Raw genomic sequence first — 24,255 nt, forward strand, 5'->3', positions numbered from 1 at the left:
ACGTCGTCTCGCCGGGTCAGACATGCCAACGAACTAGTAATCGAGCTTCTTCAGCGCGTCGCGATCCAGCGCCGCGACGTCGGTGTGGCCCGACAGTCCGAGGGTGAGATCCAGCTCGGCGGCGATGTTCGCCATGACGTCGCGGACGCCGTCTTCCCCGTCGATCGCCAGCCCGTACATGTGTGGTCGGCCGATGCACGCCGCGTCGGCGCCGAGGGCGAGCGCCTTGAAGACGTCGGCGCCGGTGCGGATGCCCGAGTCGACGAGGACCTTGATGCGACCGTCGACCGCATCGACGACGTCGACCAGGGCGTCGATGGAGCCGATCGAGCCGTCGATCTGCCGTCCGCCGTGGTTGGACACGATGATCCCGTCGACGCCGGTGTCGACGGCCTGCCGCGCGTCATCGGGATGCAGCACGCCCTTGAGGACGATCGGCAACGTGGTGCGCTCGCGCAGGCCGGCGACGTCCGACCACGACAGCCCGGGGTTGGAGTAGATCGCCAGGAAGGTCTCGACCGCCGCGCGCGGGTGCTTGTCGACGAGGTTGCGCCACCAGCTGCCCGGAGCGTTCCGCGCGATCGACACCAGCGTCTTGATCGCCCCGAGCGACGGCTTCGGCGACTCCGCGTCGGGATCGGGGTGCGCAACCTTCTCGTAGACGATCGCCCGGAATCGCGGGTCCCGCGTGTACTGGGCGATCCCCTCGCCGCGCGCGAACGGCAGCGAGCCGAGGTTGAGGTCCTGCGGGCGCCAGCCGAGCATCGTCGTGTCGAGGGTGACGGCGATGGCCGCCGCGCCGATCGCCTCGGCCCGTCGCACGAAGCTGTCGACGAGTTGCTCGTCGGTCGACCAGTACAGCTGGAACCAGCGCGGCGACCCGGGCTCAACCGCGTCCATCGCCGCGGCCACGTCCTCCATCGACGCGCTGCCCTGGTTGGAGAAGATGTACGGCAGCCCGAGCGAGGCGGCGGCGCGTCCGATCAGGACGTCGGCGTCGCGGGTGACCAATCCACCGGCCCCGACCGGCGACAGCAGCAGCGGCGCCGGCAGCCGCTGGCCGAACAGCTCGATGCCCAGCGACCGCTGCGAGACGTCGCGCAGGACCCGCGGCACGATCGCCCACCGGTCCAGCGCGCGACGGTTGGCACGCATGGTCTCGCCCTCGCCGGCGCCACCGGCGATGTACGCCCACGCCTTGTCCGACATCGCGTCGTGGGCACGACGCTCCAACTCGGCGAAGTCGGTGGGCACCTTCGGCTTCCGGTCGGCGATGCCCGCCCGGTAGATGACGTTCTGCCGCTCGCGGCCGCAGCCTTGCTCCACGGGACGAGCGTTCAGTCGCGCACGAGGTAGAAGTAGAAGTGCTTGTCGCGCACCAACGACGACTTGCCGTTCATGATGCCCATGAGGGTGTTGTCGTCGACCTTCTTGAAGTGGTCGATCACCGCCTGGCCGTCGTAGACCATCGACGCGGTCACCTCACCGCGGAACTCGACGTGCCACAGGCTCGCCTCGCCGTTGCCCAGCTCCTTGTTGGAGTAGAGCTCGCCGTCGGCGTTCCGGCAGACCAGCGGTTGCACGTCGGTGGGCGAGATGAAGTTCTTGCCGTACCAGCCGACCTGCTGCAGCTGGCCGTCCATCGGGTGCCCGGTCGGCAGTTCGCCGCCGCGCCACGACCCGAGGATCTCGTCGATGCGGACCGTGGGCAACTGGGCCCACAGCTCGTCGAGGGCGTCGGCGTGGTTCTTCTCGCCGGAGTCGATGCGGGCCAGGATCTGGCCAGCGGCGTCCTGCTCAGGCACTGGCCTTCGCCTCCTTCTTCTTGCCCTTGCCGTTGCCCTGGTCGGCGGTGCCGAACACCATCGCCTCGGTGAGGTCGTAGCGGCGGGCGTCGTAGGCGTCGAGCACGAGGTTGTGCCGGACCACCCACGGCTGGGTGCGCGCGGCCTTGGGGATGTTGCCCTGGGCGCGCTGGACGTACCCCGAGTCGAGCTCGAGCAGCGGGGCATCCTCGAGGACCTCGCCCTCGGCGGTCGGGTAGGCGTGCGTGTAGCCCTTCTCCCGCATGAGTGCGATCAGCTTGGCGACGGCCTGCGCCGTGAGGTCGACGCGCAGCGTCCACGACGCGTTGGTGTAGCCGACGGCCCACGCGAGGTTCGGCACGTCGTTGAGCATGTAGCCGCGGTAGGCGTACTTGTCGCCCGGCTTCTGCTCGGCACCGTCGATCGACACCTCCGCACCGCCCATGGCGACGAGTTCGAGGCCGGTCGCGGTGACGATGATGTCGGCGTCGAGGTGCTTGCCCGACTTCAGCAGGATGCCGGTCTCGTCGAAGGAGTCGATCTGGTCGGTCACGACCTCGGCCTTGCCCTTGCGGATCGCCGTGTACAGGTCGCCGGCGGGGATCACGCACAGGCGCTGGTCCCACGGCTCGTACTTCGGCTTGAAGTCGACGTCGACCGGGTAGCCCTTGGGCAGCTGCGCCTTCGCCATCGCGCGCAGCGTGCGCCGCGACAGCTTCGGGAACAGTCGGCAGTACTGGTAGAAGGAGAACGTGGCCAGCGCGTTGCGCGTGCTGATCACCCTGTGGGCGGCCGTGCCCGGCAACACCTTCTGCACGATCTTGGTCATCGGATCCGACCACGGCAGCGCCAGCATGTAGGTCGGCGACCGCTGCAGCATGGTGATCTTCTCGACGTCGTCGGCCATCGACGGGATCAGCGTCACCGCCGTCGCGCCCGAGCCGATCACGACGACCTTCTTGCCCGTGTAGTCGAGGTCCTCGGGCCAGAACTGCGGGTGGACCACCTGGCCGCCGAACTTGTCGATGCCGGGGAAGTCGGGCTCGTAGCCGCGGTCGTAGCGGTAGTAGCCGGCGCAGACGTAGAGGAAGCGCGAGGTGTACGTGCGCTTCTTGCCGCCGACCTCGGTCTCGACGGTCCACAGGTCGGTCGACGTGTCGAAGTCGGCCGCGAGAACCTTCACGCCGAAGTCGATGTGCTTGTCGATGCCGAAGTGCTGCGCGGTGTCCTCGAGGTACTCGCGGATCTCGTGGCCCTCGGCGACGGTGCGCGTGCCCTTCCACGGGTACCAGGGGAAGCTCAGCGTGAAGATGTCCGAGTCCGACCGCACGCCCGGGTAGCGGAACAGGTCCCAGGTGCCGCCGAGCTGGTCGCGCTGCTCGACGATCGTGTACTTCAAGTCGGGGTTGCGCTCGGTCAGCCGGTACGCGGCGTCGATGCCGGACAGGCCGGCCCCGACGATCAGGACGTCGATGGCATCGGTCTTGGTGGGCATGGTGACTCCTTGCTGGCTGCTGTGGTGCAGCCTAGTCGGACGCGACAATGTTCATTGTCACATCTGGCTAACTGGCTGCCTTCTTCGCAGCTGCCTTCTTGGCCGTCTTCGGCTTCGCGGCGGGCTTCTTGGCCGGTTTGTCGGCGCGGTCCTTCACCGACGCGCGCAGTGCGGCGAGCAGGTCGGCGACCTCGCCGTCCTCGGCCGGCTTCTCCGGCTCGGCGTCGTCGAAGGCCGGTTTGCCGCCGACCTTGGAATCGATGAGCTTGCCGAGCTCCTCGGTGTAGGTGTCCGAATACTCACCCGGGTCGAAGTCGTTCGCCATCGTCTCGATCAGCGACTTCGCCATCTTCGAGCTCCTGGTCGCGCACCTCGACGTCGCCGTCGAGGAAGTCGAAGTCGGGTTTGCGCACCTCGTCGGGCCACAGCAGCGTCTGCAGGGTCATCACGCCGTCGATGACGCGCAGCGCGGCCAGCCGCGTCCGGTTGCGCAGGGTGAACTCGGCGATGGCGAGGCGGTCGGTGCTCTCCAGCGCCTTGGCCAGCAGGACGTAGGCCTTCGGCGACTTCGACGACGGCTCGAGGTAGTACGGCTTGTCGAAGTAGATCGGGTCTACCTGGTCGACCGGCACGAACTCGAGGATCGAGATCTCCGGGCTGCGGGTCACCGGCAGCGTCGCGAGGTCGTCCTTGGTCAGGATGACGGTCTCGCCGTCGTCGGCCTCATAGGCGTTGGCGATGTTGGCGAAGTCGACTTCGGTGTCGGTTCCCTCGCGCACCCGCTTGTAGCGGATCCGGGTCCCGTCCTTGGCGTCGACCTGGTGTGACTTGCGGTCGTGACTCTCCGTCGCCGAATAGGCCTTGACGGGGACATTGACCAGGCCAAAGCTCAGATCGCCATTCCAGATCGAGCGCATGGGCCAATTGTGCCATTGTCGGCGCGGATTGCCACGGGTTGGCAGGATGGAGACATGTCCTCCGGCGGTGTGCTCGACGTCGACGGCCGCGCGATCAGCGTCACCAACCTCGACAAGGTGCTCTACCCGGCGACCGGCACGCGCAAATTCGAGGTCATCGACTACTACACGCGGATCGCCGACGCGATGCTCCCGCACGTGCGCGACCGCATCGTCACGCGCAAGCGCTGGCCGTCGGGCGTCGACGCCGCTCCCTTCTTCGAGAAGAGCCTGCCCGCCGGCAGCCCGGACTGGCTCGCGACGCAGACCGTCGGGCACAGCCAGCGCGCCATCGTCTACCCGGTGATCACCGGGCGCGCGGATCTGGTGTGGCTGGCCCAGCTCGCGGCGCTCGAGCTGCACGTGCCGCAGTGGCGGATTACCGACGATCTCGCGAATCGGGTGGTTTTCGACCTCGACCCCGGTCCCCGGGTGCCGCTGTCGCAGTGCGCACGGGTCGCGCTGCTGATCCGCGACGTGCTGGCCGACGTCGGGCTGTCGTGCTGGCCGGTGACCAGCGGCGGCAAGGGCATCCACCTGTACGCGCGGATGGATCCGCCGGTCGCACCGGATTCGGCGCGGGCCGTCGCGAAGGAGGTCGCCGAGGCCTTGGCCGCCGCGCACCCCGACGAGATCACCGCGTCGATGACGAAGTCGGTGCGCGACGAGCGCGTCTTCATCGACTGGAGCCAGAACAGCGGGTCGAAGACGACGCTGGCCCCGTATTCGCTGCGCGGGCGCGAGGAGCCGTGGGTCGCCGCCCCGCGGTCGTGGGACGAGCTGGGCGACGACGATCTGCGGCAGTTGCGCTTCGACGAGGTGCTCGACCGCGTCGAGGCCGACGGTGACCTGTTGTCGGGGCTGGACGACGGGTCTCGATACACCTCCTCGCCAGAAGGGTCGTCGAGTGGCGACGAAACCGAGGTCGTGAACCTCGGTGAGTACCGTCGCAAACGCACCCCCGGCAGGACGCCCGAGCCCGGCGTCGCGCCCGCTTCTCGGTCGTCGAGTGAATCCGAGCGCAGCGAGGATTTGTATCGAGACGCCGTCGTCGGCCCGACCTTCGTCATCCAGGAGCACCACGCGCGCCGCCTGCACTACGACTTCCGACTCGAGCACGACGGCGTCCTGGTCAGTTGGGCGGTGCCCAAGAACCTGCCCGACGATCCGACGCAGAACCGTCTGGCCATCCACACCGAGGACCACCCGCTCGAGTACGCGCGGTTCGAGGGCGAGATCCCCAAGGGCGAGTACGGCGGCGGGAGCGTGTCGATCTGGGACAGCGGCACGTACACACTGGAGAAGTGGCGCGATGACGAAGTCATCGTCGTGCTGCACGGCGAGCGCGTGCAGGGGCGGTACGCGCTGATCAAGACCGGGCGCGGCGAGGGCGGCGACAAGAACTGGCTCGTGCACCTGATGGCCGACGAGCCGCGACCGCTGCTGCCGGAGTCGCTGGCCGATCCGCGCCCGATGCTGGCGACCGACGAGTCCATCGACAAGCTCGACGACGACTGGGCGTACGAGGGCAAGTGGGACGGGTACCGGCTGATCGCGCGGTACGTCGGCGGGAAGCTGCGGCTCTCGTCGCGGTCGGGCATCGACATGACCGGCGACTTCCCGGAACTGACCGTCATGGCCGACGAGCTCGGCATGCTCGACGTCGTCCTCGACGGGGAGGTCGTCGCGCTCGACTCGTCGGGCCGGACCAACTTCACCCTGCTGAGCTCGCGGCGCAACACCACCGAGCCGTACCAGCTCAAACTGTTCCTGTTCGACATCCTGGCGCTGGGCGGCAAGTCGTTGCTGTCGACGCCGTGGGAGCAGCGGCGGGCGCTGCTCGAGGAGTTGGCGCCGCTGTTCAAGCGGTCGCCGTACGTCGAGATCCCGCCACTGCTGCCCGGGCCGGGGAAGGCCGCGGTCGCGGCCAGTCGAGATCGCGGGTACGAGGGGGTCGTCGCGAAGAGGCGGTCGTCGACGTATCAGCAGGGTCGTCGGACGAAGACGTGGCTCAAGCACAAGAACTGGTCCGACATCGAGGTCGTCGTCGGCGGTTGGCGGCCGGGGCGGGGCAACCGGTCCGGGATGATCGGGTCGCTGCTCGTCGGCCTGCCGGAGGAAACCGGGCTGCGCTACGTCGGACGGGTGGGCACCGGGTTCACCGAGGCGGCACTGAAAACCCTTGCGGCAGAACTGAAGCCGCTCACCATCAGCCGCAGCCCGTTCCTCGACGAGATCGATGCGCCGGTCGCGTCGAGTGCCACTTGGGTGTTGCCGAAAATCGTCGGCGAAGTGCAGTTCCTAGACTGGACGTCGACCGGGCATCTCCGCCATCCGAGTTGGCGGGGCATCAGGCACGACAAGCTGCCCGGGGATCTGTAGGAGGCCGCGTGTTCGTCATCGCGCAGCTCTCGGACCTGCATGCCAACGGGACCCACCGGAACCGCGGGCGGATCGAGGCCGCGCTCGACTACGTGAACTCGCGGGCCGACGGGATCGACGCGCTGCTGGTCACCGGCGATCTCACCGACCACGCTTCGCCGGAGGAGATGGCCGAGGCGCGCAAGCTGATCCACAGCCCGCTGCCGACGCTGGTCACCATCGGCAACCACGACGCGCGACCGTCGTTCAACGCCGTGTTCCGGCCCGACGTCGAGCCGACGTCGCCGGTGAACGTGGCGCTGACCGTCGGGGACGTCACGCTGCTCGCCGTCGACAGCTCACTGCCCGGTGAGCGCAGCGGTTTCCTCGACGACGAGACGATCCTGTGGCTCGACCACGAGCTGGCCGCGGCTCCGGGGAAAGTCGTGGTGTCGTTCCACCACCCGCCGGTGACGCTGGGCATGCCGATGATGGATTCGATCATGATGCAGCAGCCCGATCGGTTGGCCGCGGTGCTCGACGACCACCCGAATGTCGTCGCGCTGGTGTGCGGTCACGCGCACACGCCCGCGGTGACGACCTTCCACGGGCGACCGCTCTGCCTGGCGCCCGGCGTGGCGTCGACGCTCAACCTGCCCTTCGAGGGCACCGAGGTCGTCAACAAGAACCAGCCCGCCGGCGTCGCCTTCCACCTCGTCGACGACGACGGTCGGGTCATCACGCACTTCCGCGCGATCCCCTAGCGCCAGATCGCCGAGTGGGCGGCCAACATACGCCGAGTGGGCAGTCCGACACCACCGAGTGTGCGGTCAGCGCGGCGCAGGCGCACGACGCGGCGCCGCGGGGGCCGGTCGCGCGGGAGCCGGTGCGGCCGGGCGCGCAGGCGGCGCCGCGGGAGCGCCCTTGGCGGCGCCACCCTTCGATCCATTGCCCTGCATGAGTTCGTTCATCAGCTTGTCGGCGATGTCGCCGATCAGGCCCGGGCCGGTGTCGGGGAGGATGTCCGACGCACCCTTGGTCACCGGGATGTTGGCGGCGCGCGTCGCCTCGTAGCGGATCCCCGCGATGCTCGCGCCGGTGAGCGGCTTGCTGTAGCGGCTGAGGTCCGTCGACGTCGTCACCGCGCCCACCACCTTCGTCCCAGCGCCGGCGAAGTCCGCGGCGCCTCGTCGAATGTGGTTGGGCGACGTCACCAGAACGATCTGGGAAACCCCGCGCATGCGCAGGATCTCGGTGGTGTTCTGAGCGTTCGTCACCGTCGAGGTGGACTTGTCCTCAGTGGTGATGCGCGACTCCGAAACGCCCTTGCTGATGAGCCACTTCTTCATGGTCCCGGCTTCGGTGATGCCCTTCTTCGGCAGACCGCCCGTCACGAAGATCGGGGTCTGCGGCGACATCTCGGCCTGGTCGAGTCCGGCCTTGAGTCGGTTGATGAGCTCGGGCGCCATCGATCCGTTGGCGCGCAGACCCATGCCGAGGATGACGATGGCCGAGCCCGACGGCGCGCTTACGGGACTGGTCGACGGCACCAGCGCAGCAGCACTGGTGACGCCCTCGACGAGGTTGCGGGCCTTGCCGGCGGCGGTGGGACGAACCGTCGACAGCTTGCGCAGCGCGGCGTCGCGCGTGGCGGCGTCGGCCTCCTGGTCGGCCCAAACCGCCTGCAGCGTCAGGGCGTCGGGGTCGTTGGCCGTGATGGCCAGCATGCGCTTGATGCTCTCGAGGCCGTCGGTGACCTTGCGCGCGGCGAAACTCTTCTGCGCGGAGTTGTAGAGGCCCGACGGCGTGATCTCGTCGGCGGTCCGGGTGACCGACGTCGAGTTCGTCGGCAGCGTGCCCAGGGCAACGCCACCCAGGCCGGCCACGGCAACGACCGCTGCTCCGGCAGCGACGCGCTTCTTCACATTAGTCCCATTAGTCACACACGTAACAGTATCGACGGGGTGCTACGCGGATGGTTCGGTCCGGTCTCGGATCGGCAACGACTGCACCGCCCACTCGGCGGTTGTCGACCGCCCACTCGGCGGTTGTCGACCGCCCACTCGGCGGTTCTGCACCGCCCACTCGGCGGTTCTGCACCGCCCACTCGGTGGTTCTGCACCGCCCACTCGGCGATGCTGGGGTGCCCACTCGGCGACGTTGGGGTGCCCAGTCGGCGCTATTTGCCGACGACAGCGCCGCGGCGCGGGGTCCAGGTGATCTTGCCGCGCTGGAAGTCGGCGACCTTGCCCTTGCGGTCGCGCGTGGGGTGCTCGCCGGCGACGGGCAGCCCGAGTCGCCCGCCGGGACCGCCGGCCTGGACGTACGCGCCACCGATCGCGCCGGTCACGATCTTCGGGCCCTTCGGACCGGTGATGATCCGACCGCCGCGGAAGTCCTGCGCCCGACCACCGGGCACCGAGTACTCCGGCGTGAAGCATTCGCCGAGCAGACGCTTGTTCTGGTCGTAAACCTTCTTGATCGCGCCGCCGGTGCGGCAGGCGGGACGGTCCTCCGACAACCCGAGCGCGCTCGCGGCCTGCGGCCACGCCTGGGTCATCTCGAACTGCCAGTACGGCCACGTGTGCGTGCCCGACGGCCGGTAGACCGCCTGGCCGGGGATGCCCCGACGGTTCAACTCGGACGCGAACTGCTGCGACGTGACGCGGGAGAGGAGCTCGAGCCCGACGCCGGCGTAGTTCGTCGCGAGCAGCGGGATGTCGGCGGGCTTGTCGTGCGGGCCGACGATGCCGTTGCCCGACGAGACGTACAGGCTGGTGCCCTCGAGTCGGTCGGCGAGCAGGTACGGGTCGTGTTCCTTCCACGCCGGATTGCTCGGCAGGCCGTACATCTTCTGCGAGTCGTACCCGCCGGCGTCGCGCATCGCGAACTGGACGGCGGGCTGCATGCCCAGCGACGTCAGCTGCAGGATGCCGGAGAACGACGCGGCGAACTTGTAGAACCCGGGGTTACGACCGGCCAACGCCATCGCGGCGGTGCCGCCCATCGACAGCCCCTCGATGCCGCGCACGTCGGTCGAGCGCCAGTCACGTTCGAGGATCTGCGGGAGCTCGCGGACGAGGAAGGTCTCCCACTTGTAGTTCTTGCCGCGGTCGGGCTGCTGCCAGTCGGTGTAGAAGCTCGACTCCCCGCCGATCGGCAGGATGATGTTGAGGTTCTTGTCCTTGTAGAAGTCGATGATGTTCGTGTTGATGACCCAGCCGTTCTGGTCATCCTGGGCGCGCAGGCCGTCGAGCATCGTCAACTGCGGGAACTTCGCCGTCGGCCGCGACCACCAGTCGCGCGCCAACAGCAGCTGCACCTGGATCGGCGTGTTCATCGCCGGCGAGTAGACCCACAGTGCGACGCGACGATCGGAGTACCAGAACGTGCGGGTGACGCGCACACCCGACGGCGCGGCGTCGGGAGCCGGCGCGGCGGGCGGCGGCTTGGGCGCACCCGGACGGGGCGGCGGACCGGGCCGCGCGGGCGGGGCCGGACGGGCGGGAGCCGGATTCGGCGCGGGCGGCGGGGCCACCTGCGTCGGAGCGGGCGGAGCCGGGGGCGCGGGAGCGGCGGGAGGCGCGGGCGGCGGGGGCGGAGCAGCGACGGCGGGAGCGACGAGGGGAACGGTCAGGCCGACGGCCAGTGCGCATGCTGCCGCACGGCCCGCCCACCGGGCCGACGACGCTCGGCGCCCCCAGGTCCTCACCAGTACCGCTCCTTCGCAACATCGGCGGGCGGAGCTCATCACCGAGGCCGCGCAGGCCCGGCGAGAAAGCACAACGCCCTCCGTGTAATTCCTACACGGAGGGCGTTGAGTTGTACGGTTGCCACGCTGTTACACGTGGGATTTTTGTTACTTCAGGGGCTAGCGGAAGAAGCCGCGCGCCTTGGCGTTCCAGACCATGTCCTGCCAGTAACCCCACGCGTGCGTGCCGACCGCGTCGTAGGTCATGACCGGCAGGCCCTGGATCGCGGCGTTGGCCTGGAAGGCCTTGGCCTGGGTGTAGGCCAGGAACTCCAGCGTCGAGCCCTTGAAGAGGTCGTCGAAGACGTTCGGCAGGGCGTTGTACTTGCCGAACAGGCCGTTGCCCGAGCCGACGAACACCTTCATGCCGCGCAGGCCGTTGATGTTCATCATCGGGTCGTTCTGGAACCACTGCGGGCCGAAGAAGGGCCACATGGAGTCGACGTTCCACGGCTTCGGGTCGACGTCGAGCATGGCCAGGCGGATCATCGTCCGCATGCCGGGCGCCGACAGCCAGTTGTAGCCCGAGAGCGAACCGGCGCGGTCGAAGTTGCGACGGTTCTGCGCCGCGATCGACAGGGCGGCGTTGCCACCCATCGACAGGCCCATGATGGCGTACTTCTTGCGCTTGCCGACGCGGAAGCCGCGGGCATCCAGGTTGCGGATCAGCGACCGGGTGATGACGCAGTTCCAGCGGTAGCGGTAGCGCTGGTGGTTGAAGTTCGAGGGGGCGACCCAGTCCGTGTAGAAGCTGGCGGGACCACCGACGGGCTCGACGACGTTGACGCCGGAGCGGACCATCTCCTGGATGTTGGTGTTGATCTCCCAGCCGCTGTAGTCGTACTGGGCGCGCATGCCGTCGAGCATGATGACGGTCTTGTAGTTGCCGGGGCGCTTCCAGGCGCGGACCTTCACCTTGGGCATGCCGCAGCCGTTGATCCAGAACTGCTGCTTGCCGACCTGGGTGCCACCGATGCGGGCGGCGGCCTCGCCGCCGGTCGTCGCGACGACGCCGGCAGTGGCCGACAGTGCGACAGTCGCCGCAAGAACGCGGGTCCTCGTCTTCATAGACGCAGTCTTCGACATCCGACCGATCTCTCCATATCCGTCCCGCGCGCGGTCATCCGGCGCGGCTGTCCGCGGTTCCGTGCCACATGGCAGAAACCACTTGTTCGATTTAAGCGGCTTCGGGCGTGGAACACGACAGATCCCGGCAAACCGCAACGCTAAGGAATCGTATTGCAACGGGTTTGTGACTCACAAACCCGCTGCGGCTGTGAACGGGGCTACACGGCGCTCCCCCGAGCTTCACGCACACCATCGTCGCAGGTCCGACCCCGTTTAGCTGTTTCTCAGGTTGACAGGAAACCTGCAGGTTTCCCGCCCCGGATTCCGGTCGGTTATGGCCCTGACCGGCTATTTGTCCGGTTTGATGCGCGGGGGCATCGGCAGGCCGCAGCGCTGGATTTCGTACTCCGGCACCCGCGACATGCGGTACTTGGTGAAGCCGAAGGCCTGCCGCAGGCTGCTGCGGAAGCGCTTGATGGTGAACGGCTTGTCCTTGTACGACGCGATCCGGTCCATGGTCGCCGGGCAGGTCAGCGCGACCTGCGCCTGCTGCACGACTTCCTCGTCCATGAAGCTCGGCAGCAGCGGCGACCGGCCGAAGGCGCCCGACTCGGCGACGACCCATTCGCGCGGCAGGATCTTGTCGTGGCCGATGCGCCCGTCCGGCAGGCGGTCGGTGTGCGCGGCGATCGGGTACGCCAGGCCCATCTGGTCGATGACGCGGACGTCGAGCGGTGCGTTCATGCTCGTCATGCCCAGGTTCAGGAAGAACACCGATACCTGGCGGGGCGTGTTCGGCGGCATCTTGTCGGGGAGTTTGACGTAGTACCACTCGTCGTAGTTCGCCGACGCGATCAGCACCGCGCCCTTGTCGTGGAACTCCTCGATCGAGTCCATCATCGCCTGCATGCGCGGGAACTTGAGGTAGTCCTGCGCGGTGACCGGGTTCGGGTTGCCCATGTTGACGGCGTAGAAGCGGCGCTCGTCGACGATGCCGACGCGGCCGATGTCGAGGCCGTCGCCGGGCAGGGTGTTCTCGTGCACGGCGACCGCCCACCAGACGGTGCTTATCCAGATCACGCCGAGCAGCACGGCGCCGCCCAGCGCGGTCCGGGTCTTGCGGCGCACGACGTCGTCGGCGGGGCTGGCGCTGCGCCGCCAGGCGAGGCGGACGTTCTCCGGCACGGTCACCGGGATGACCATGATCGGCAGCAGCAGGATGAACAGCGGCGTGAGCAGCACGCGGGCGTGCATGAAGTCGCCGCCCTGGCGCAGCCAGTACAGGCTCAGGATCAGGCCGGCCGCGACGACGACCAGCACGACGGTCCGGGGTCGGCGCAGTCCCTGCTGCAGCGAGCTCCAGCGGCCGCGCAGCCCCGTCGACGACGGTTCAGACGCCGACGGCTTGCGCAGCGCGACGGTCTCGGCGTCGTCTTCGGGCTTGGCGTGGCGGCCGCGGGAGGCGGGCTCGGTGGGCAGCGCGGGGTTGGCCGGCGCGGCGCGGCGCGCGTAGACCAGCCACCCGACCGCGACGAGCGCCAGGATCACCGGCAGCACCAGCACGTAGGGCCCGAACATGTTGAACAGGTACTTGAAGCCCTGGCCCCACTTGGAGCCCGACGCGTCCTTCGCGATGGCCGGGTTCGGCACGAGCACGGCGTAGTAGCCCATCCGGAAGACCTGGTAGGCGACCGGCAGGAAGCCGGCGACGGCGGCGATGCCCAGGCGCATCCTCCACGTCGTCGGGGCCAGGAAGATCACCACGAGGACCAGTGCGCCCAGGACGGTGATCTCCGGACGGATCAGCGGGGCGAGGCCGGCGACGAAGGCGAGGAACAGTGTGTCGAGCCGGTCGCGGCTGGTACCGGCCTCCCGTCGCGACCAGGACAGGAACAACACCCAGAGCGCGGCGACCCAGAAGATGGTGAGGCCGTTCTCCAGACCGCTGGTGGCGAAGTCGCGCGCCGGCGGCAGGGCGATGTAGATGATGGCGCCGAGCGGCAGCAGCAGGCTCAGGCCGCTGGCCGACAGCGACGGCCAGTAGAGCTTGGCCGCGCCGTACATGGCCAGCGGAACGGCCAGCACCGACAGCACCAGCGCGGTCCAGATGGCGACCCATTCGAGCTGCCCGCCGGTGAGCCAGGCGAAGAACCAGAGGACGTACTGCCAAAGCGTCGACGTGTTGGCCTCGACGCGCTCGCCCATGTTGAACACCGGGCCGTTGCCGGCCATCAGGTTGCGGACGGTGCGCAGGACTATCAGGCCGTCGTCGGCGTTCCAGCGCCGCTGCCAACCGCCGGTGGCGAAGAGTGTGGCGACGACGATCGCGCCGATCGAGAAGCTGCCGATGGCGACGCGGGTGCGCAGCCGAGACCCCTCAGCGACTGATGAGGCGGTCGAGCCCGGCGAGGGGGATCCCACGCTGCTCACGCGCCTACTTGATCCAGTGCGGGTAGGCGTAGACGGCGACACCCACGCATACTATCCACGCCACGGCCAGGACCTGAAGGACGCGATCCTTCAGCGCGATCTCCTCCGGCTCGCCCGCTTCCCCACCGTCGACGTCGACGGCGTAGCGCAGGATCGCGATGGTGAAGGGCACGATCGACAGGGTCCGGTAGACGTTGCCGTCCTCCAGCGCGTTGGCGACCTCGCCGCCCTTCTCGCCGATCGTGAACGGGATGGCCCACAGGCCGTAGAACACGACGACGGCCGTCGCGGACAGCGTCCACACGAAGCGCAGGTAGCCGGTCGTGTAGTACTCGAGCGACTTGCGGATCTTCGCGCCGGTCTGCTCGGCCAGGTGCAGCTCGGCGTACCGCTTGCCCGACGCCATGAACAGCGAGCCGAAGGCCATCACCAGGAGGAACCAGTTGGACAGCACGATCGACGTCGCGGTGCCACCGGCGATCGCGCGCAGCAGGAAGCCCGACGACACGATCGAGATGTCGAGGACGGCCTGGTGCTTGAGCCCGACGCAGTAGGCGATCTGGATGGCCAGGTAGACGCCGATGACGACGGCGGTCTGCCAGTTGGCCAGCAGCGCGACGGCGATCGATCCGGCCGCGAACAGCGCGAACAGTCCGTAGGCCAGGTTGACTGGGACGACGCCGGCGGCGATCGGGCGGTAGCGCTTGGTCGGGTGGTTGCGGTCGGCCTCGACGTCGAGGGCGTCGTTGATCAGGTAGATCGCCGACGCGGCGAGGCAGAAGGCGACGAAGGCGATGCCGACGTTGCGCCACATCTCGGCGTTGTCGAAGTTCAGCTGTCCGGAGGCCAGCGGCGCGGCCAGGACCAGGACGTTCTTCACCCACTGGCGGGGGCGGATCGCCTTGATCAGTCCGGTCGCCAAGTTCTTCGGCGGCCCGACGACCTTGCCGGTTTCGATCGGCTCCTCGCTCATCAGACTCCTGGCTTTCGGCTAGCGAATAGTTTGTCGCCCACTAGTTTGTCACCCGCGATGACGGCGCCCGCACTCGCCGCGCCAATCGCGGCCCCGGCGAGGACGTCGGTCGGGTAGTGCACTCCCAGCACGAGCCGCGACAGCAGCATCGGCGGGACGATGACGGCCGGCGCCACGACGGGATTCAGTCCGGCGGCCCGGCCCAGCAGAATGGCGGCCGCCGTCGTCGACGTGGCGTGCGACGACGGGAAGCTCAGCTTGCTCGGGGTGCCGACGCCGACCTGGATGTCGGGGTGGTTCGGTCGCGGGCGGCGGACGATGCGCTTGATGATCACCGACGCCGCGTGGGCGCCGAAAGCACCGATGCCGGCCTCGATGTAGCGGCGCTTGGCGGTCTGGTTGCCGCGTCGGCTCGCGACGAGGGCGCCCGCACCGGCGAGCGCGAGCCAGCCGAGGGAGTGCTCGCCGAAGTGGGACAGGCCCCGCGCCGCCGTCACGGTGGTGGGGTTGGTGATCGCCTTCTGCACACCGGCCAGGATCGCGGCCTCGCCGGCCGGCTTGCCGCCGGGGGCGACGACGTCAGTCGATTCCGAAGACATTCGCCCAGCTTTCCTTACTGACGAGATCGGCGTGCGCGGCCCGGTACTTCTGCTTCATCTCGGGGAAGCGCTCGCGCAGCTCCTTGACGAGGGCGGCCGACTCCTTGCCCAGGGCCAGCGCCTTGTCGCGGTCGCGCTGGCGGTACACCACGCCGCGACCGTCGGCCGTGGTGACGGTGACGCCGTCGACGCGGCCGAGCGAGAACCAGCGGGCCTCCACCGGCGGGTAGTTGGCCTGCGGCACCTCGTGGTGGCGCGGGTCGGCCGGGCGCAGGTTGTTGGCGAGCACCTTGCCGAGGGTGAGGACCTTCTTGACCGGGTTCTTCGGCTCGTTGGGTCCGTAGGCGGTGGCCTCCCCGGTGGCCTTGGGCAGCTCGGTCGACGACTCGAGCACGACGGCGTCGGGGAACTCCTTGCGCATCCCGGCGACCTTGCCCAGCGCCGTCGGCAGCAGCGAGCGGATGTGGTCGGGGCCGGCGAGGAAGTCGCGGATGGCCTCGTTCTGGATGGCGACGGTCGAGTACTCCAGGCACAGCAGGTGCTTGCCGGTGGCCTTCGCCATCGAGGTGAGGATGCCGTTGATCGGGCCGTCGTGGTGGATGGCGGCGACGACGAGGCGGTTGCGCAGGTGGAAGTACGCCTGCCAGTCGATGGCGTCGTCCTTGTCGCTCCACGCCATGTGCCAGATCGCGATGCCGGGGACGGTCGCCGTCGGGTAGCCGGCCTTGGCGGCGCGCAGGGCGAACTCCCAGTCGTCCCACTTGATGAACAGCGGCATCGGCAGGCCGATGGTCTCCGCACACTCGCGCGGGATCATGCACATCCACCAGCCGTTGCCCTCGACGTCGATGCGCCGGTGCAGGTTCTTCGAGTTGTCCCGGTCGCTCATCGGGTACTTGGAGAAGTCGTGGTCGTATTCGACGAAGGGCGCCGCGGTCCACATGAACGTGTGGCGGTTGATGACCTCGCCCATGCAGTGCAGGTGGCTGCGGTCCTGCAGGTTGAGCATCTGGCCGCCGACGAGCATCGGGGTCTTGGCGAAACGGGACAGGGCGAGCGCGCGCAGGATCGAGTCGGGCTCGATGGCGATGTCGTCGTCCATGTAGAGGATGTACGGGCTGTCGGTCAGGCGCAGCGCCTCGTACATGATGCGCGAGTAGCCGCCGGAGCCGCCGAGGTTGCCCTGGTCGAACATGTGCAGGCGGTCGCCCAGGCGGGCCGACGCCTCGTCGAAGCCGGGCTCGTCGACGACCTTCTTGGTGCCCTGGTCGGGCATGATCACCGCGTCGATGACCTCGTCGACCATCGGGTCGCTGGTGAGTGCGGCCAGTGCGGCGACGGCGTCGGTGGGCCGGTTGAACGTCGGGATGCCGACGGTGACGCGCTTGTCCTTGCCGCCCTCGGCCGGGGTCGGCGCGGGGACGGGGGCGTACCAACCGGCCGCGGTGATCTCGGTGTCGGTGTCGGTCGTGACGTCGAACCAGATCCAACCGCCGTCCTCGAACGGGCCGAGGTCGACCTCGAACTCGATGAAGCCCTTTCCGTCCTTATCCACGGGGACCAGGTCGCCACCGATGCCGATGCGGGAGCCGTCGATCTTGGAGCGGTACATGTCGACGCGGGCGGTGCCGGTCAGTTCGACGCGCAGCACGACGGACTTGAGCGTCGACCAGCGTCGCCAGTAGGCGGCGGCGAAGGCGTTGAAGTAGGTCTGGAAGCTGACCTCGGACTCGCCGCCGATGGTGACCGACGTGCGCGACGGCGAGTGGGCGCGACGGTTGTTGCCCTCGGCCTCGACGAGGTAGAGCGAGCGGACGTCGAGGGGCTCGCCCGGGCGCGGGAAGATGACGCGCTGCAGGAGCTCGACGGCCTTCGACTCGGGCTTGGCCTTGGCGGCGCCCTTGGGCTTGGTGGCGGTGGTCATCGCGTTAGTCCTTCTGCTCGACCAGGGGCGCACCCGTGCTCAGGTGCGGGGCCAGCGTGTTGTCGAACATCGTGAGCGCACTGGCGATCGCCATGTGCATGTCCAGGTACTGGTAGGTGCCGAGGCGGCCGCCGAAGAGCACCTTGTTGTCACGCAGCTCGGCGGCGGCGCGCTCGCGGTACTTGGCGAGCATCGCGCGGTCCTCGGGGGTGTTGATCGGGTAGTACGGCTCGTCGTCGTCGGAGGCGAAGCGGCTGAACTCGCGCATGATGACGGTCTTGTCGTCGGGGTAGGTGGTCCGCTCCGGGTGGAAGTGGCGGAACTCGTGGATGCGCGTGTACGGGACGTCGGCGTCGTTGTAGTTCATCACCGGGGTGCCCTGGAAGTCGCCGGTCGGCAGGACCTCGGTCTCGAAGTCGAGGGTGCGCCAGCCGAGTTGGCCCTCGGCGTAGTCGAAGTAGCGGTCGAGCGGGCCGGTGTAGACGATCGGGGCGTCGGGGTTGGCGGCGCGCAACTCGTCGCGGACGTCGAACCAGTCGGTGTCGAGGCGCACCTCGATCTTGTCGTCGGCGGCCATGTTCTGCAGCCACGCGGTGTAGCCGTCGGTCGGCAGGCCCTCGTAGTCGTCGTTGAAGTAGCGGTTGTTGAACGTGTAGCGGACCGGCAGTCGGGTGATGTTCGCGGCGGGCAGGTTCTTGGGGTCGGTCTGCCACTGCTTGGCGGTGTAGGCCTTGACGAACGCCTCGTACAGCGGGCGGCCGATCAGGCTGATCGCCTTCTCCTCGAAGTTCTTCGCCGTCTTGGTGTCGAACTCGCTGGCCTGCTCGGCGATGAGCGCCTTCGCCTCGTCGGGGCTGTAGTAGCGGTTGAAGAACTGGCAGACCAGGCCCAGGCCCATCGGGAACTGGTAGGCCTGGCCGTCGTGCATCGCGAAGACGCGGTGCTGGTAGTCGGTGAAGGTGGTGAACTGGTTGACGTAGTCCCACACCCGCTTGTTGGACGTGTGGAACAGGTGCGCGCCGTAGCGGTGGACCTCGATGCCGGTCTCCGGCTCGGCCTCCGAGTAGGCGTTGCCGCCGAGGTGCTCGCGGCGCTCGACGATGAGCACGCGCTTGCCCAATTGGGTAGCCGCGCGCTCGGCCACGGTCAGGCCGTACAGGCCCGATCCGACGACGATGAGGTCGTACGTCTGGTTATTGCTCGCCACGGGTGTTCAGGGTATCGGACCGACCCTGAGAATCCCCATTTCGCCGGGTTCGAGGCGACTCTCGTCCGTCCCGCGAGTGGTTTACCGTCGCGCGTCGACGATTGCGCCCGCGCGACGACATTCCGCTCGCGCGACGCGCACTCAGCTCCCCCAGTCGAACCAGGGGCGCGCAACCTCGCGGACGTCACCGTCGAACCGCAGTCGAATGTTGTTGTTCGGAGCGTCCAGCTGGACGGTGCGGATCGCCGACACCGCGAACTCGTTGCGACCGCCGAACACACGGCCGCCGTGGACCACCGAATCCTCGACGATCTGGGTGCGCGCGCCGAAGGTCACCAGGAACCCCAACCCGACGACGAGGAAGAACGGCGACAACCACGGCACCCACCCGCCACGGCCGCTGAAGAAGTCGGTGCCCGGGTTCATCCCCAGCAGCACCAGCGGGGCTGCGCCGAGCAGTAGCAGCATCACCGCGAGCGGGATACTCGCCCACCGGTGCGATCCGAACTCGACGTGGTCGCCGCTTCGGCGGTACCACGCGGCGCGCAACGGTCGGGGGAGCCACCGCGGCCGGAGCGCCGGCAGCGACCCGACGGCGAGTACCACCATCGCGGCGCCGAACAACATGACGCCGAAGCGATCCGGATCGGACCCGCCGCTGAGAAGCGCGACGACGAGGAAGGTGCCGCCCAGTAGCGCCAAGAACGGCATCGCCAATACGCAGATCCACATGATCGACCGCTCGGTGCCCTGCACGACGCGGGCGACGCCTTCGTCGAGTTCGGACAGATCGTCCATAGTCACGCAATGCCGGCGAAAGGATTCACGATCCGAACGCCGCGCAGGGTCGAGCCCGCCGCCAAGTCCTCGGTCCACAGCTCTTCGCAGCCCGAACTGACGGCTGCTTCCAAGATCAGGGCGTCGAAGATCGATAGCTGATGCTCCGCTGCTGTGGTGGCGGCCCTCCGCACTAGGTGCTCGTCGGCCGTCACCACGTCGATGTCGATGGCATCCAGGACCCGGGCCGCATGTTCACGCGACAGACCGATCCGCGTGAGAACCGCATGGAGTTCGATGAGCACTTGGGTGCTGATGACAGCGTCGGCCGCGTGATTCTCCAACACTTCAGCTGCGACTCGCCGCTTCTCCTCAGCCGTTTCGTCGTACAGGTAGGCAAGAACGTTGGTGTCGAGGAAGACCGTCATTCGGGCCGGCCGATGCGCTCTTCGTAGAGGTCTTCGCGCGTCCAGCCACGACCGCCGCTGCTGCCCTTGAGCTCCTCAGACAACGCGATGAAGCGCCGTGCCGCTTCAGTCTTGCGCTGCCGAACCTGATCGTCGTCGGCGTACTCGCGCAGTCGGTCCGCCAGGTACTGATTCACGGACTCGCCGCGCTCGATCGCGCGGATGCGGGCGCGCTTCAGCGTCTCTTCATCCACGGTGATCGTCAGATTGGCCATACATTCAGTGTAGCACCGATATCGTGCTACACGAGGTGCTCAAGAGGGCACATTGGCCCGGAGGAACCGCGCCACGGTCGTTAGTTGATGCGGTCCTGGACATGGGTCGTATCCTTCGACTGAGAGGCCGCGCACGGCCGCCGTCGAACAGGAGCGCAATGCCATCGAATGAGTTCATCCGCAACGCCGGTGCTTGCCTCGCGACGACCAACGTTTTGGAGCGACGCGGCCAGGTCCGCTGGATGGTTCGGGAGAACTCGCAGGACCCCGCCGACAACGGTTGGCGGATCATGAGCCACATCGACACCGAGGAGTACCTCAACAGCGACGGCTGCTGGCGGATCGTCGACTTCAACGACGTCTGCGAGCTCGAACCGGCGCTGATCGAGATGTGGCCGCTGCCCGTCGGCTCCGACCTGCAGCTGGTCCGCGACGAGGCCGGCACGCGCATCGTCGACACGGCGTCGGGTAGGCAGGTGATCCCCGAGCCGCCCAAGAGCGGACCGATCCGGCGCACCCGCACCCGCGCCGCCGCCCCGGGACCGCATCCGTATGAGATCGCCAAGCGCGAGGACGCGATCGCCAGCGAGACGTGCAGCACCTTCGACGCGATCCCCGGGTGGGACCTGGCGTTGGTCACGGCGACCTTCGCCTCCAACGCGTCGGCTCCGACGACGACCTGTCAGCTGTTCAACGTCGGCCACGACGAGCCCGACCTCGAGCGCTGGTTCGGCACCGGCTCACTCCCGCCCGGCATGCCGCTGGTCAACGAGCCGCAGCTCTCGCCGGAACTGGTCAACCACATCGCGGCGCACCGCGAGGCCATGCCCGACGATCAGGGCCGCATGTGGTCGACGATGCTGCTCGCCGTGCAGCGCCAGGACTCGTTCTACTTCTTCGCCTGCCGCTACCGGTAAGTCAGAACTCGTCGGCGCGGGGGAAGCCGAGGGCGACGAGGCCGCCGCGCTCGTTGAACGCCTGGAACCCGCGGTGCGAGAACGCGGCCGGCCCGGTCTGCGGGCTGTAGAGCATCACGCCGCGGGAGAAGCGCTGGAACACCCCGCCGCCGTCCTCGGTCAGCTCGGGCACGCCGAGCGGCTTGCCCAACGGCGAGCGCGGTCCGCCGAGCGCGACCTGCTTCGCGGCGAACGCGGTACCGGCGGCACCGAGGAGCTTGTCGACGGTCCCGGGGTCGAAGCTGGCGTTGTCGGTGACGCCGCGCAGCAGCGAGCCGAGGTCGAAGTTCTCGATCGGTCCCAGCGGACTGACCCCCGCGCCCGGCCCGGTGGGCGGCGCGACGATCCGCGGCTTGACCTTCTGCCCGGCGACGGTGAACCACGACGACTTGAGCTTCAGCAGCGACCGCGCTTCCTCACCGGTGACCTCCTTGATCCCGTGGGAGCCGGTGGCCTTCACCTTGATCGCGCGGCCGTGACCCTGGCCGAGGCCGTTGGCCTGGACGACCTCGAGCGCCTTCAACGCCCCGACGCCGAACGCGCGCCCGACACTGGCCGCGCCCACCGTCGCGGTCCAACGATGCGCGGGGGAAACGGCGTCGCCGTCGTCTTGGACCGCCGGGAAGTTTCCGCCCGCGGTGTGGCCGCCGGTCGAGGCGGAGAACTCGGTGAAGGCGGGCTTGCCGCCGGCGAGCAGGATCTGGCCGGCCGTCGCGTCGGCCGCGGCGTTGGTGCGCGGGTCCTCGCCCGACACCCCGCCGTAGACCTGCGAGTTCATCGTGTCGTCGATCTTCTTGCCCGACTCCAGCGCGGCGAGCGCATAGGTCCGCGCGGCGACCGCCTGTGCCTTGAGCGCCTCGGCGCCGCCCTGGTCTGCCCACTTAGGCAGGCTCTCGCGCGGGATGACGCCCTTGACGTAGTCGTCGACGTGGAGCCGGTTGACGACCTTGCCGTCGACCAGGCCCAGCCCGCCGCGGTAGGCGGCGTTGTTGCCGCAGAGGCGCAGCAGCTCGTTTGCCGGGCGGCTCGGTGCCGGATTGACCGGGTCGACGAAAGGATTGGCGCCCAGCGGGACGCTCTTGACGGGGGCGCCGCCACAGCCCGACGTGATCGTGGCCGTGGACCCGGACAGGCGAACCGCCTGCCCCGGGGCCACCGTCTGGCCACCGACCTTCATCGGCGCATCCGCACGCACATCGACCCCGCGGATCTTGGTGAGGATCACCGAGACCTCGGGCTTGTCCGCCTTCCCCGCGGTGGTGCCGCCGTAGTAGTGACGCAGGATCCGATCCGCCGGCCACCCCTTCTTGGCATAGCCGAACGCACCCCACTGACCCATCCCGCGACCGTGGCCGAGTCCGTGACCGTCGAGGCGGATGTCTTCGCCCGCGGTCAGCTTGATGGTGGTCACCGTCGTCGCAGCGACCCCGGCGACGGCAACTCCGCCGACGAGGAGGACCGGGGCGAGGGCAACCGAGAACGCCTTCTTCCGTACCTGCCGCATGACAACCTTCTGTTACTGGTGTGACTAATGAGGTTGTTGTGACTTTAGTCCCGCGGGTGTGGACCGACAAGCACCGACGGTCGCGCGTCGGCCTCGGGGCGCGGGAGTGTCGAGAACTCAGAAGTAGCGCCGCAGAACCGTCGCAACGCCGTCGTCGTTGTTCGTCGGCGCGACCTCGTCGGCGGCGGCGATCGCGTCGGGATGCCCGTGCGCCATCGCGGCGCCGTGCGACGCCCAGCGCAGCATCTCGACGTCGTTGGGCATGTCGCCGAACGCGACGACCCGGTCCATCGGCAGGTCGACGTGTTGCGCCAGGCGCTGCAGGCCCGACGCCTTGTGGGTGTCGGGCACCGCCAACTCGATCAGCCCGTTGCTGGTCGAGAAGGTGACAGCGGCCAGGTCGCCGACGGCGGGAATCAACAGCTCGGCCATCTCCTCGCTGCGCATCTGCGGCGCTCGCGCGAGCAGCTTGACCGCCGGCTCGTCGGCCAGATCGACGTCGTCGACGACTTCATGGTCGGGGTTGAGCCACGCGTGCTCGTAGCCCGCGCTGGCGACGAACGGCCGGGTGGCCGAGTCGTGCGCCGACTTCCCGGCACGCTCGGCGGCCAACCCCGCGTCGGGCAGCACGTCCTCGACGATCTCGATGAGCTTCCGCAGTCGCGGCACCTCCAGCTCGGCGGCGCTCAGGATGCGGTCGTTCTCGACGTCGTAGACGATCGCGCCGTTGGCGCACACCGCGTACCGGACGAGTGAGCCGCCGGGCCGTGCCTCGACGAGGTCGTCGGGGACGACGAGCTGATCGGTGACCTCGGCGATCCAGCGCGGCGGGCGGCCCGTGGCCAGGACGAGGTCGACGCCGGAGCGCGCCGCACTCACGACCGCGTCGACGGTCGCCGGGGACACCCGGTTGCGGTCGTCGAGCAAGGTGCCGTCGACGTCGCTCGCGATGAGCGACGGGACCCGGTCGGCCATCACTTCCCGGACTCGCGCTTCGCCGCACGGGCGGCGGCCTTCTGCGCCGCCTCCTCGTCCTCGAGGACCTTGGCCTCGTCGTAGGTGGGCGCGCCGCCGCCGAGCCGCGCCGGCACCCACGGCTCCCCGGCCGGATGCGGGTACTCCTCCTGGATCGGGTGCAACATCGCGGTCATCGTGTCGCGCAACTCCTTGACCTTCGCCTCGACAGACGCCGGGGAGTCCAGGTCGACGTCGGACATGTCCATCGGCGTGCCGTATTCGACGATCATCGGGATCCTGGCGCGGCCCATCGTCCGCGGCACGTCCTTGCCCCACTGCCGGTGCGCACCCCAGCCGATGACGGGGATGACCGGCACGCCCGCGGCCGCCGCCATCCGGACCGCGCCGGATTTGAGCTCCTTGATCTCGAAGCTGCGGCTGTGCGTCGCCTCGGGGAAGACCCCGACGAGCTCCCCGGCGCGCAACGCCTCGACGGCCTCCTCGAACGCCGCGTGCCCGGCGGAGCGGTCGACGGCGACGGTCCCGGTGTGGTTCATCAGGTAGTTGAGGATCGCGTTGTCGCGCATCTCGACCTTGCCGAGGAACCGGATGCGTCGGCCCTGCCGGTACACCCCGAGGGCGATGGGCAGGAAGTCCAGGTAGCCGGTGTGGTTCATGGCGAGCACAGCGCCGCCGGTCGTCGGGATGTTCTCCGTGCCGCGAAGGTCGACGGTCGCGCCCTGGACCCGGTGCAGCGTCACACCGGTCAACTCCAGCGCGCGGTATACCGGCTCCATCTCGGGCCCCCTC

Annotated in this window: 20 protein-coding genes and 1 pseudogene; 3 read left to right on the forward strand and 18 right to left on the reverse strand. The window is 68.7% G+C overall.

Translation table 11 applies throughout. From position 1 onward, the window contains the following. Positions 1-33: 33 nt before the first annotated feature. From QM728_RS14220 to QM728_RS14235, 4 genes and pseudogenes are all read right to left on the reverse strand, one after another. Positions 34-1,326, reverse strand: coding sequence for an alpha-hydroxy-acid oxidizing protein (locus tag QM728_RS14220; RefSeq protein WP_415032656.1), 1,293 nt, complete (start codon positions 1,324-1,326; stop codon positions 34-36). Between the two features lie 11 nt (positions 1,327-1,337). Then, complete coding sequence (locus tag QM728_RS14225) at positions 1,338-1,778, reverse strand: DUF4334 domain-containing protein (RefSeq protein ID WP_415032908.1); 441 nt, start codon at positions 1,776-1,778, stop codon at positions 1,338-1,340. Positions 1,779-1,797: 19 nt separating this feature from the next. Next, positions 1,798-3,300, reverse strand: a complete 1,503-nt coding sequence (locus QM728_RS14230) for a flavin-containing monooxygenase (RefSeq protein ID WP_415032657.1) — start codon at positions 3,298-3,300, stop codon at positions 1,798-1,800. 67 nt (positions 3,301-3,367) lie between these two features. Continuing rightward, a pseudogene (locus QM728_RS14235) lies at positions 3,368-4,217 on the reverse strand (Ku protein). Between the two features lie 54 nt (positions 4,218-4,271). Here QM728_RS14235 and QM728_RS14240 point away from each other — a divergent pair. After that, positions 4,272-6,638 (forward strand): ATP-dependent DNA ligase, encoded by a 2,367-nt coding sequence (locus QM728_RS14240; protein WP_415032658.1) that lies wholly within the window; start codon positions 4,272-4,274, stop codon positions 6,636-6,638. Positions 6,639-6,646: 8 nt separating this feature from the next. After that, a complete protein-coding gene (locus tag QM728_RS14245) occupies positions 6,647-7,381 on the forward strand; it encodes a metallophosphoesterase (RefSeq protein ID WP_415032659.1) in 735 nt (244 codons plus the stop codon). Positions 7,382-7,447: 66 nt separating this feature from the next. On the opposite strand, the gene QM728_RS14250 is transcribed toward QM728_RS14245, so the two are convergent. From QM728_RS14250 to QM728_RS14300, 11 genes are all read right to left on the reverse strand, one after another. Continuing rightward, the gene (locus tag QM728_RS14250) at positions 7,448-8,560 is read right to left on the reverse strand and encodes a YdcF family protein (RefSeq protein ID WP_415032660.1); all 1,113 of its coding nucleotides are present in this window, start codon (positions 8,558-8,560) and stop codon (positions 7,448-7,450) included. 236 nt (positions 8,561-8,796) lie between these two features. Next, positions 8,797-10,368: an alpha/beta hydrolase-fold protein gene (locus tag QM728_RS14255; RefSeq protein WP_415032661.1), complete on the reverse strand. Its 1,572-nt coding sequence runs from the start codon at positions 10,366-10,368 to the stop codon at positions 8,797-8,799. Positions 10,369-10,488: 120 nt separating this feature from the next. Continuing rightward, complete coding sequence (locus QM728_RS14260; protein WP_415032662.1) at positions 10,489-11,436, reverse strand: alpha/beta hydrolase; 948 nt, start codon at positions 11,434-11,436, stop codon at positions 10,489-10,491. 348 nt (positions 11,437-11,784) lie between these two features. Then, on the reverse strand, positions 11,785-13,857 hold the full coding sequence (locus QM728_RS14265) for a hypothetical protein (RefSeq protein WP_415032663.1): 2,073 nt from the start codon (positions 13,855-13,857) through the stop codon (positions 11,785-11,787). 13 nt (positions 13,858-13,870) lie between these two features. Then, a complete protein-coding gene (locus tag QM728_RS14270; protein ID WP_415032664.1) occupies positions 13,871-14,839 on the reverse strand; it encodes a decaprenyl-phosphate phosphoribosyltransferase in 969 nt (322 codons plus the stop codon). Then, on the reverse strand, positions 14,839-15,438 hold the full coding sequence (locus tag QM728_RS14275) for a phosphatase PAP2 family protein (RefSeq protein WP_415032665.1): 600 nt from the start codon (positions 15,436-15,438) through the stop codon (positions 14,839-14,841). Before QM728_RS14275 ends, QM728_RS14270 begins: the two co-directional genes overlap by 1 nt. Continuing rightward, positions 15,419-17,362: a glycosyltransferase gene (locus tag QM728_RS14280; RefSeq protein ID WP_415032666.1), complete on the reverse strand. Its 1,944-nt coding sequence runs from the start codon at positions 17,360-17,362 to the stop codon at positions 15,419-15,421. The genes QM728_RS14275 and QM728_RS14280 overlap by 20 nt, the downstream gene beginning before the upstream one ends. 4 nt (positions 17,363-17,366) lie before the next feature. Continuing rightward, positions 17,367-18,569, reverse strand: a complete 1,203-nt coding sequence (glf, locus tag QM728_RS14285) for a UDP-galactopyranose mutase (protein ID WP_415032667.1) — start codon at positions 18,567-18,569, stop codon at positions 17,367-17,369. A 141-nt stretch (positions 18,570-18,710) separates the two neighbouring features. Beyond that, the gene (locus QM728_RS14290; RefSeq protein WP_415032668.1) at positions 18,711-19,373 is read right to left on the reverse strand and encodes a hypothetical protein; all 663 of its coding nucleotides are present in this window, start codon (positions 19,371-19,373) and stop codon (positions 18,711-18,713) included. Beyond that, positions 19,370-19,774, reverse strand: coding sequence for a PIN domain-containing protein (locus QM728_RS14295; RefSeq protein WP_415032669.1), 405 nt, complete (start codon positions 19,772-19,774; stop codon positions 19,370-19,372). Before QM728_RS14295 ends, QM728_RS14290 begins: the two co-directional genes overlap by 4 nt. Next, positions 19,771-20,028, reverse strand: coding sequence for a hypothetical protein (locus QM728_RS14300; protein WP_415032670.1), 258 nt, complete (start codon positions 20,026-20,028; stop codon positions 19,771-19,773). Before QM728_RS14300 ends, QM728_RS14295 begins: the two co-directional genes overlap by 4 nt. Before the next feature lie 158 nt (positions 20,029-20,186). Between QM728_RS14300 and QM728_RS14305 the strand changes: the two genes are divergently transcribed. Next, complete coding sequence (locus QM728_RS14305; RefSeq protein WP_415032671.1) at positions 20,187-20,945, forward strand: DUF2185 domain-containing protein; 759 nt, start codon at positions 20,187-20,189, stop codon at positions 20,943-20,945. Position 20,946: 1 nt separating this feature from the next. On the opposite strand, the gene QM728_RS14310 is transcribed toward QM728_RS14305, so the two are convergent. From QM728_RS14310 to QM728_RS14320, 3 genes are all read right to left on the reverse strand, one after another. Continuing rightward, positions 20,947-22,488, reverse strand: coding sequence for a SpoIID/LytB domain-containing protein (locus QM728_RS14310; protein WP_415032672.1), 1,542 nt, complete (start codon positions 22,486-22,488; stop codon positions 20,947-20,949). Positions 22,489-22,605: 117 nt separating this feature from the next. After that, the gene (locus tag QM728_RS14315) at positions 22,606-23,463 is read right to left on the reverse strand and encodes an HAD family hydrolase (RefSeq protein WP_415032673.1); all 858 of its coding nucleotides are present in this window, start codon (positions 23,461-23,463) and stop codon (positions 22,606-22,608) included. After that, on the reverse strand, positions 23,463-24,242 hold the full coding sequence (locus QM728_RS14320; RefSeq protein ID WP_415032674.1) for a lysophospholipid acyltransferase family protein: 780 nt from the start codon (positions 24,240-24,242) through the stop codon (positions 23,463-23,465). The genes QM728_RS14315 and QM728_RS14320 overlap by 1 nt, the downstream gene beginning before the upstream one ends. Positions 24,243-24,255: the final 13 nt, after the last annotated feature.

This window comes from Gordonia sp. (in: high G+C Gram-positive bacteria) (genome assembly GCF_047602025.1).
Taxonomy (GTDB): Bacteria; Actinomycetota; Actinomycetes; order Mycobacteriales; family Mycobacteriaceae; genus Gordonia.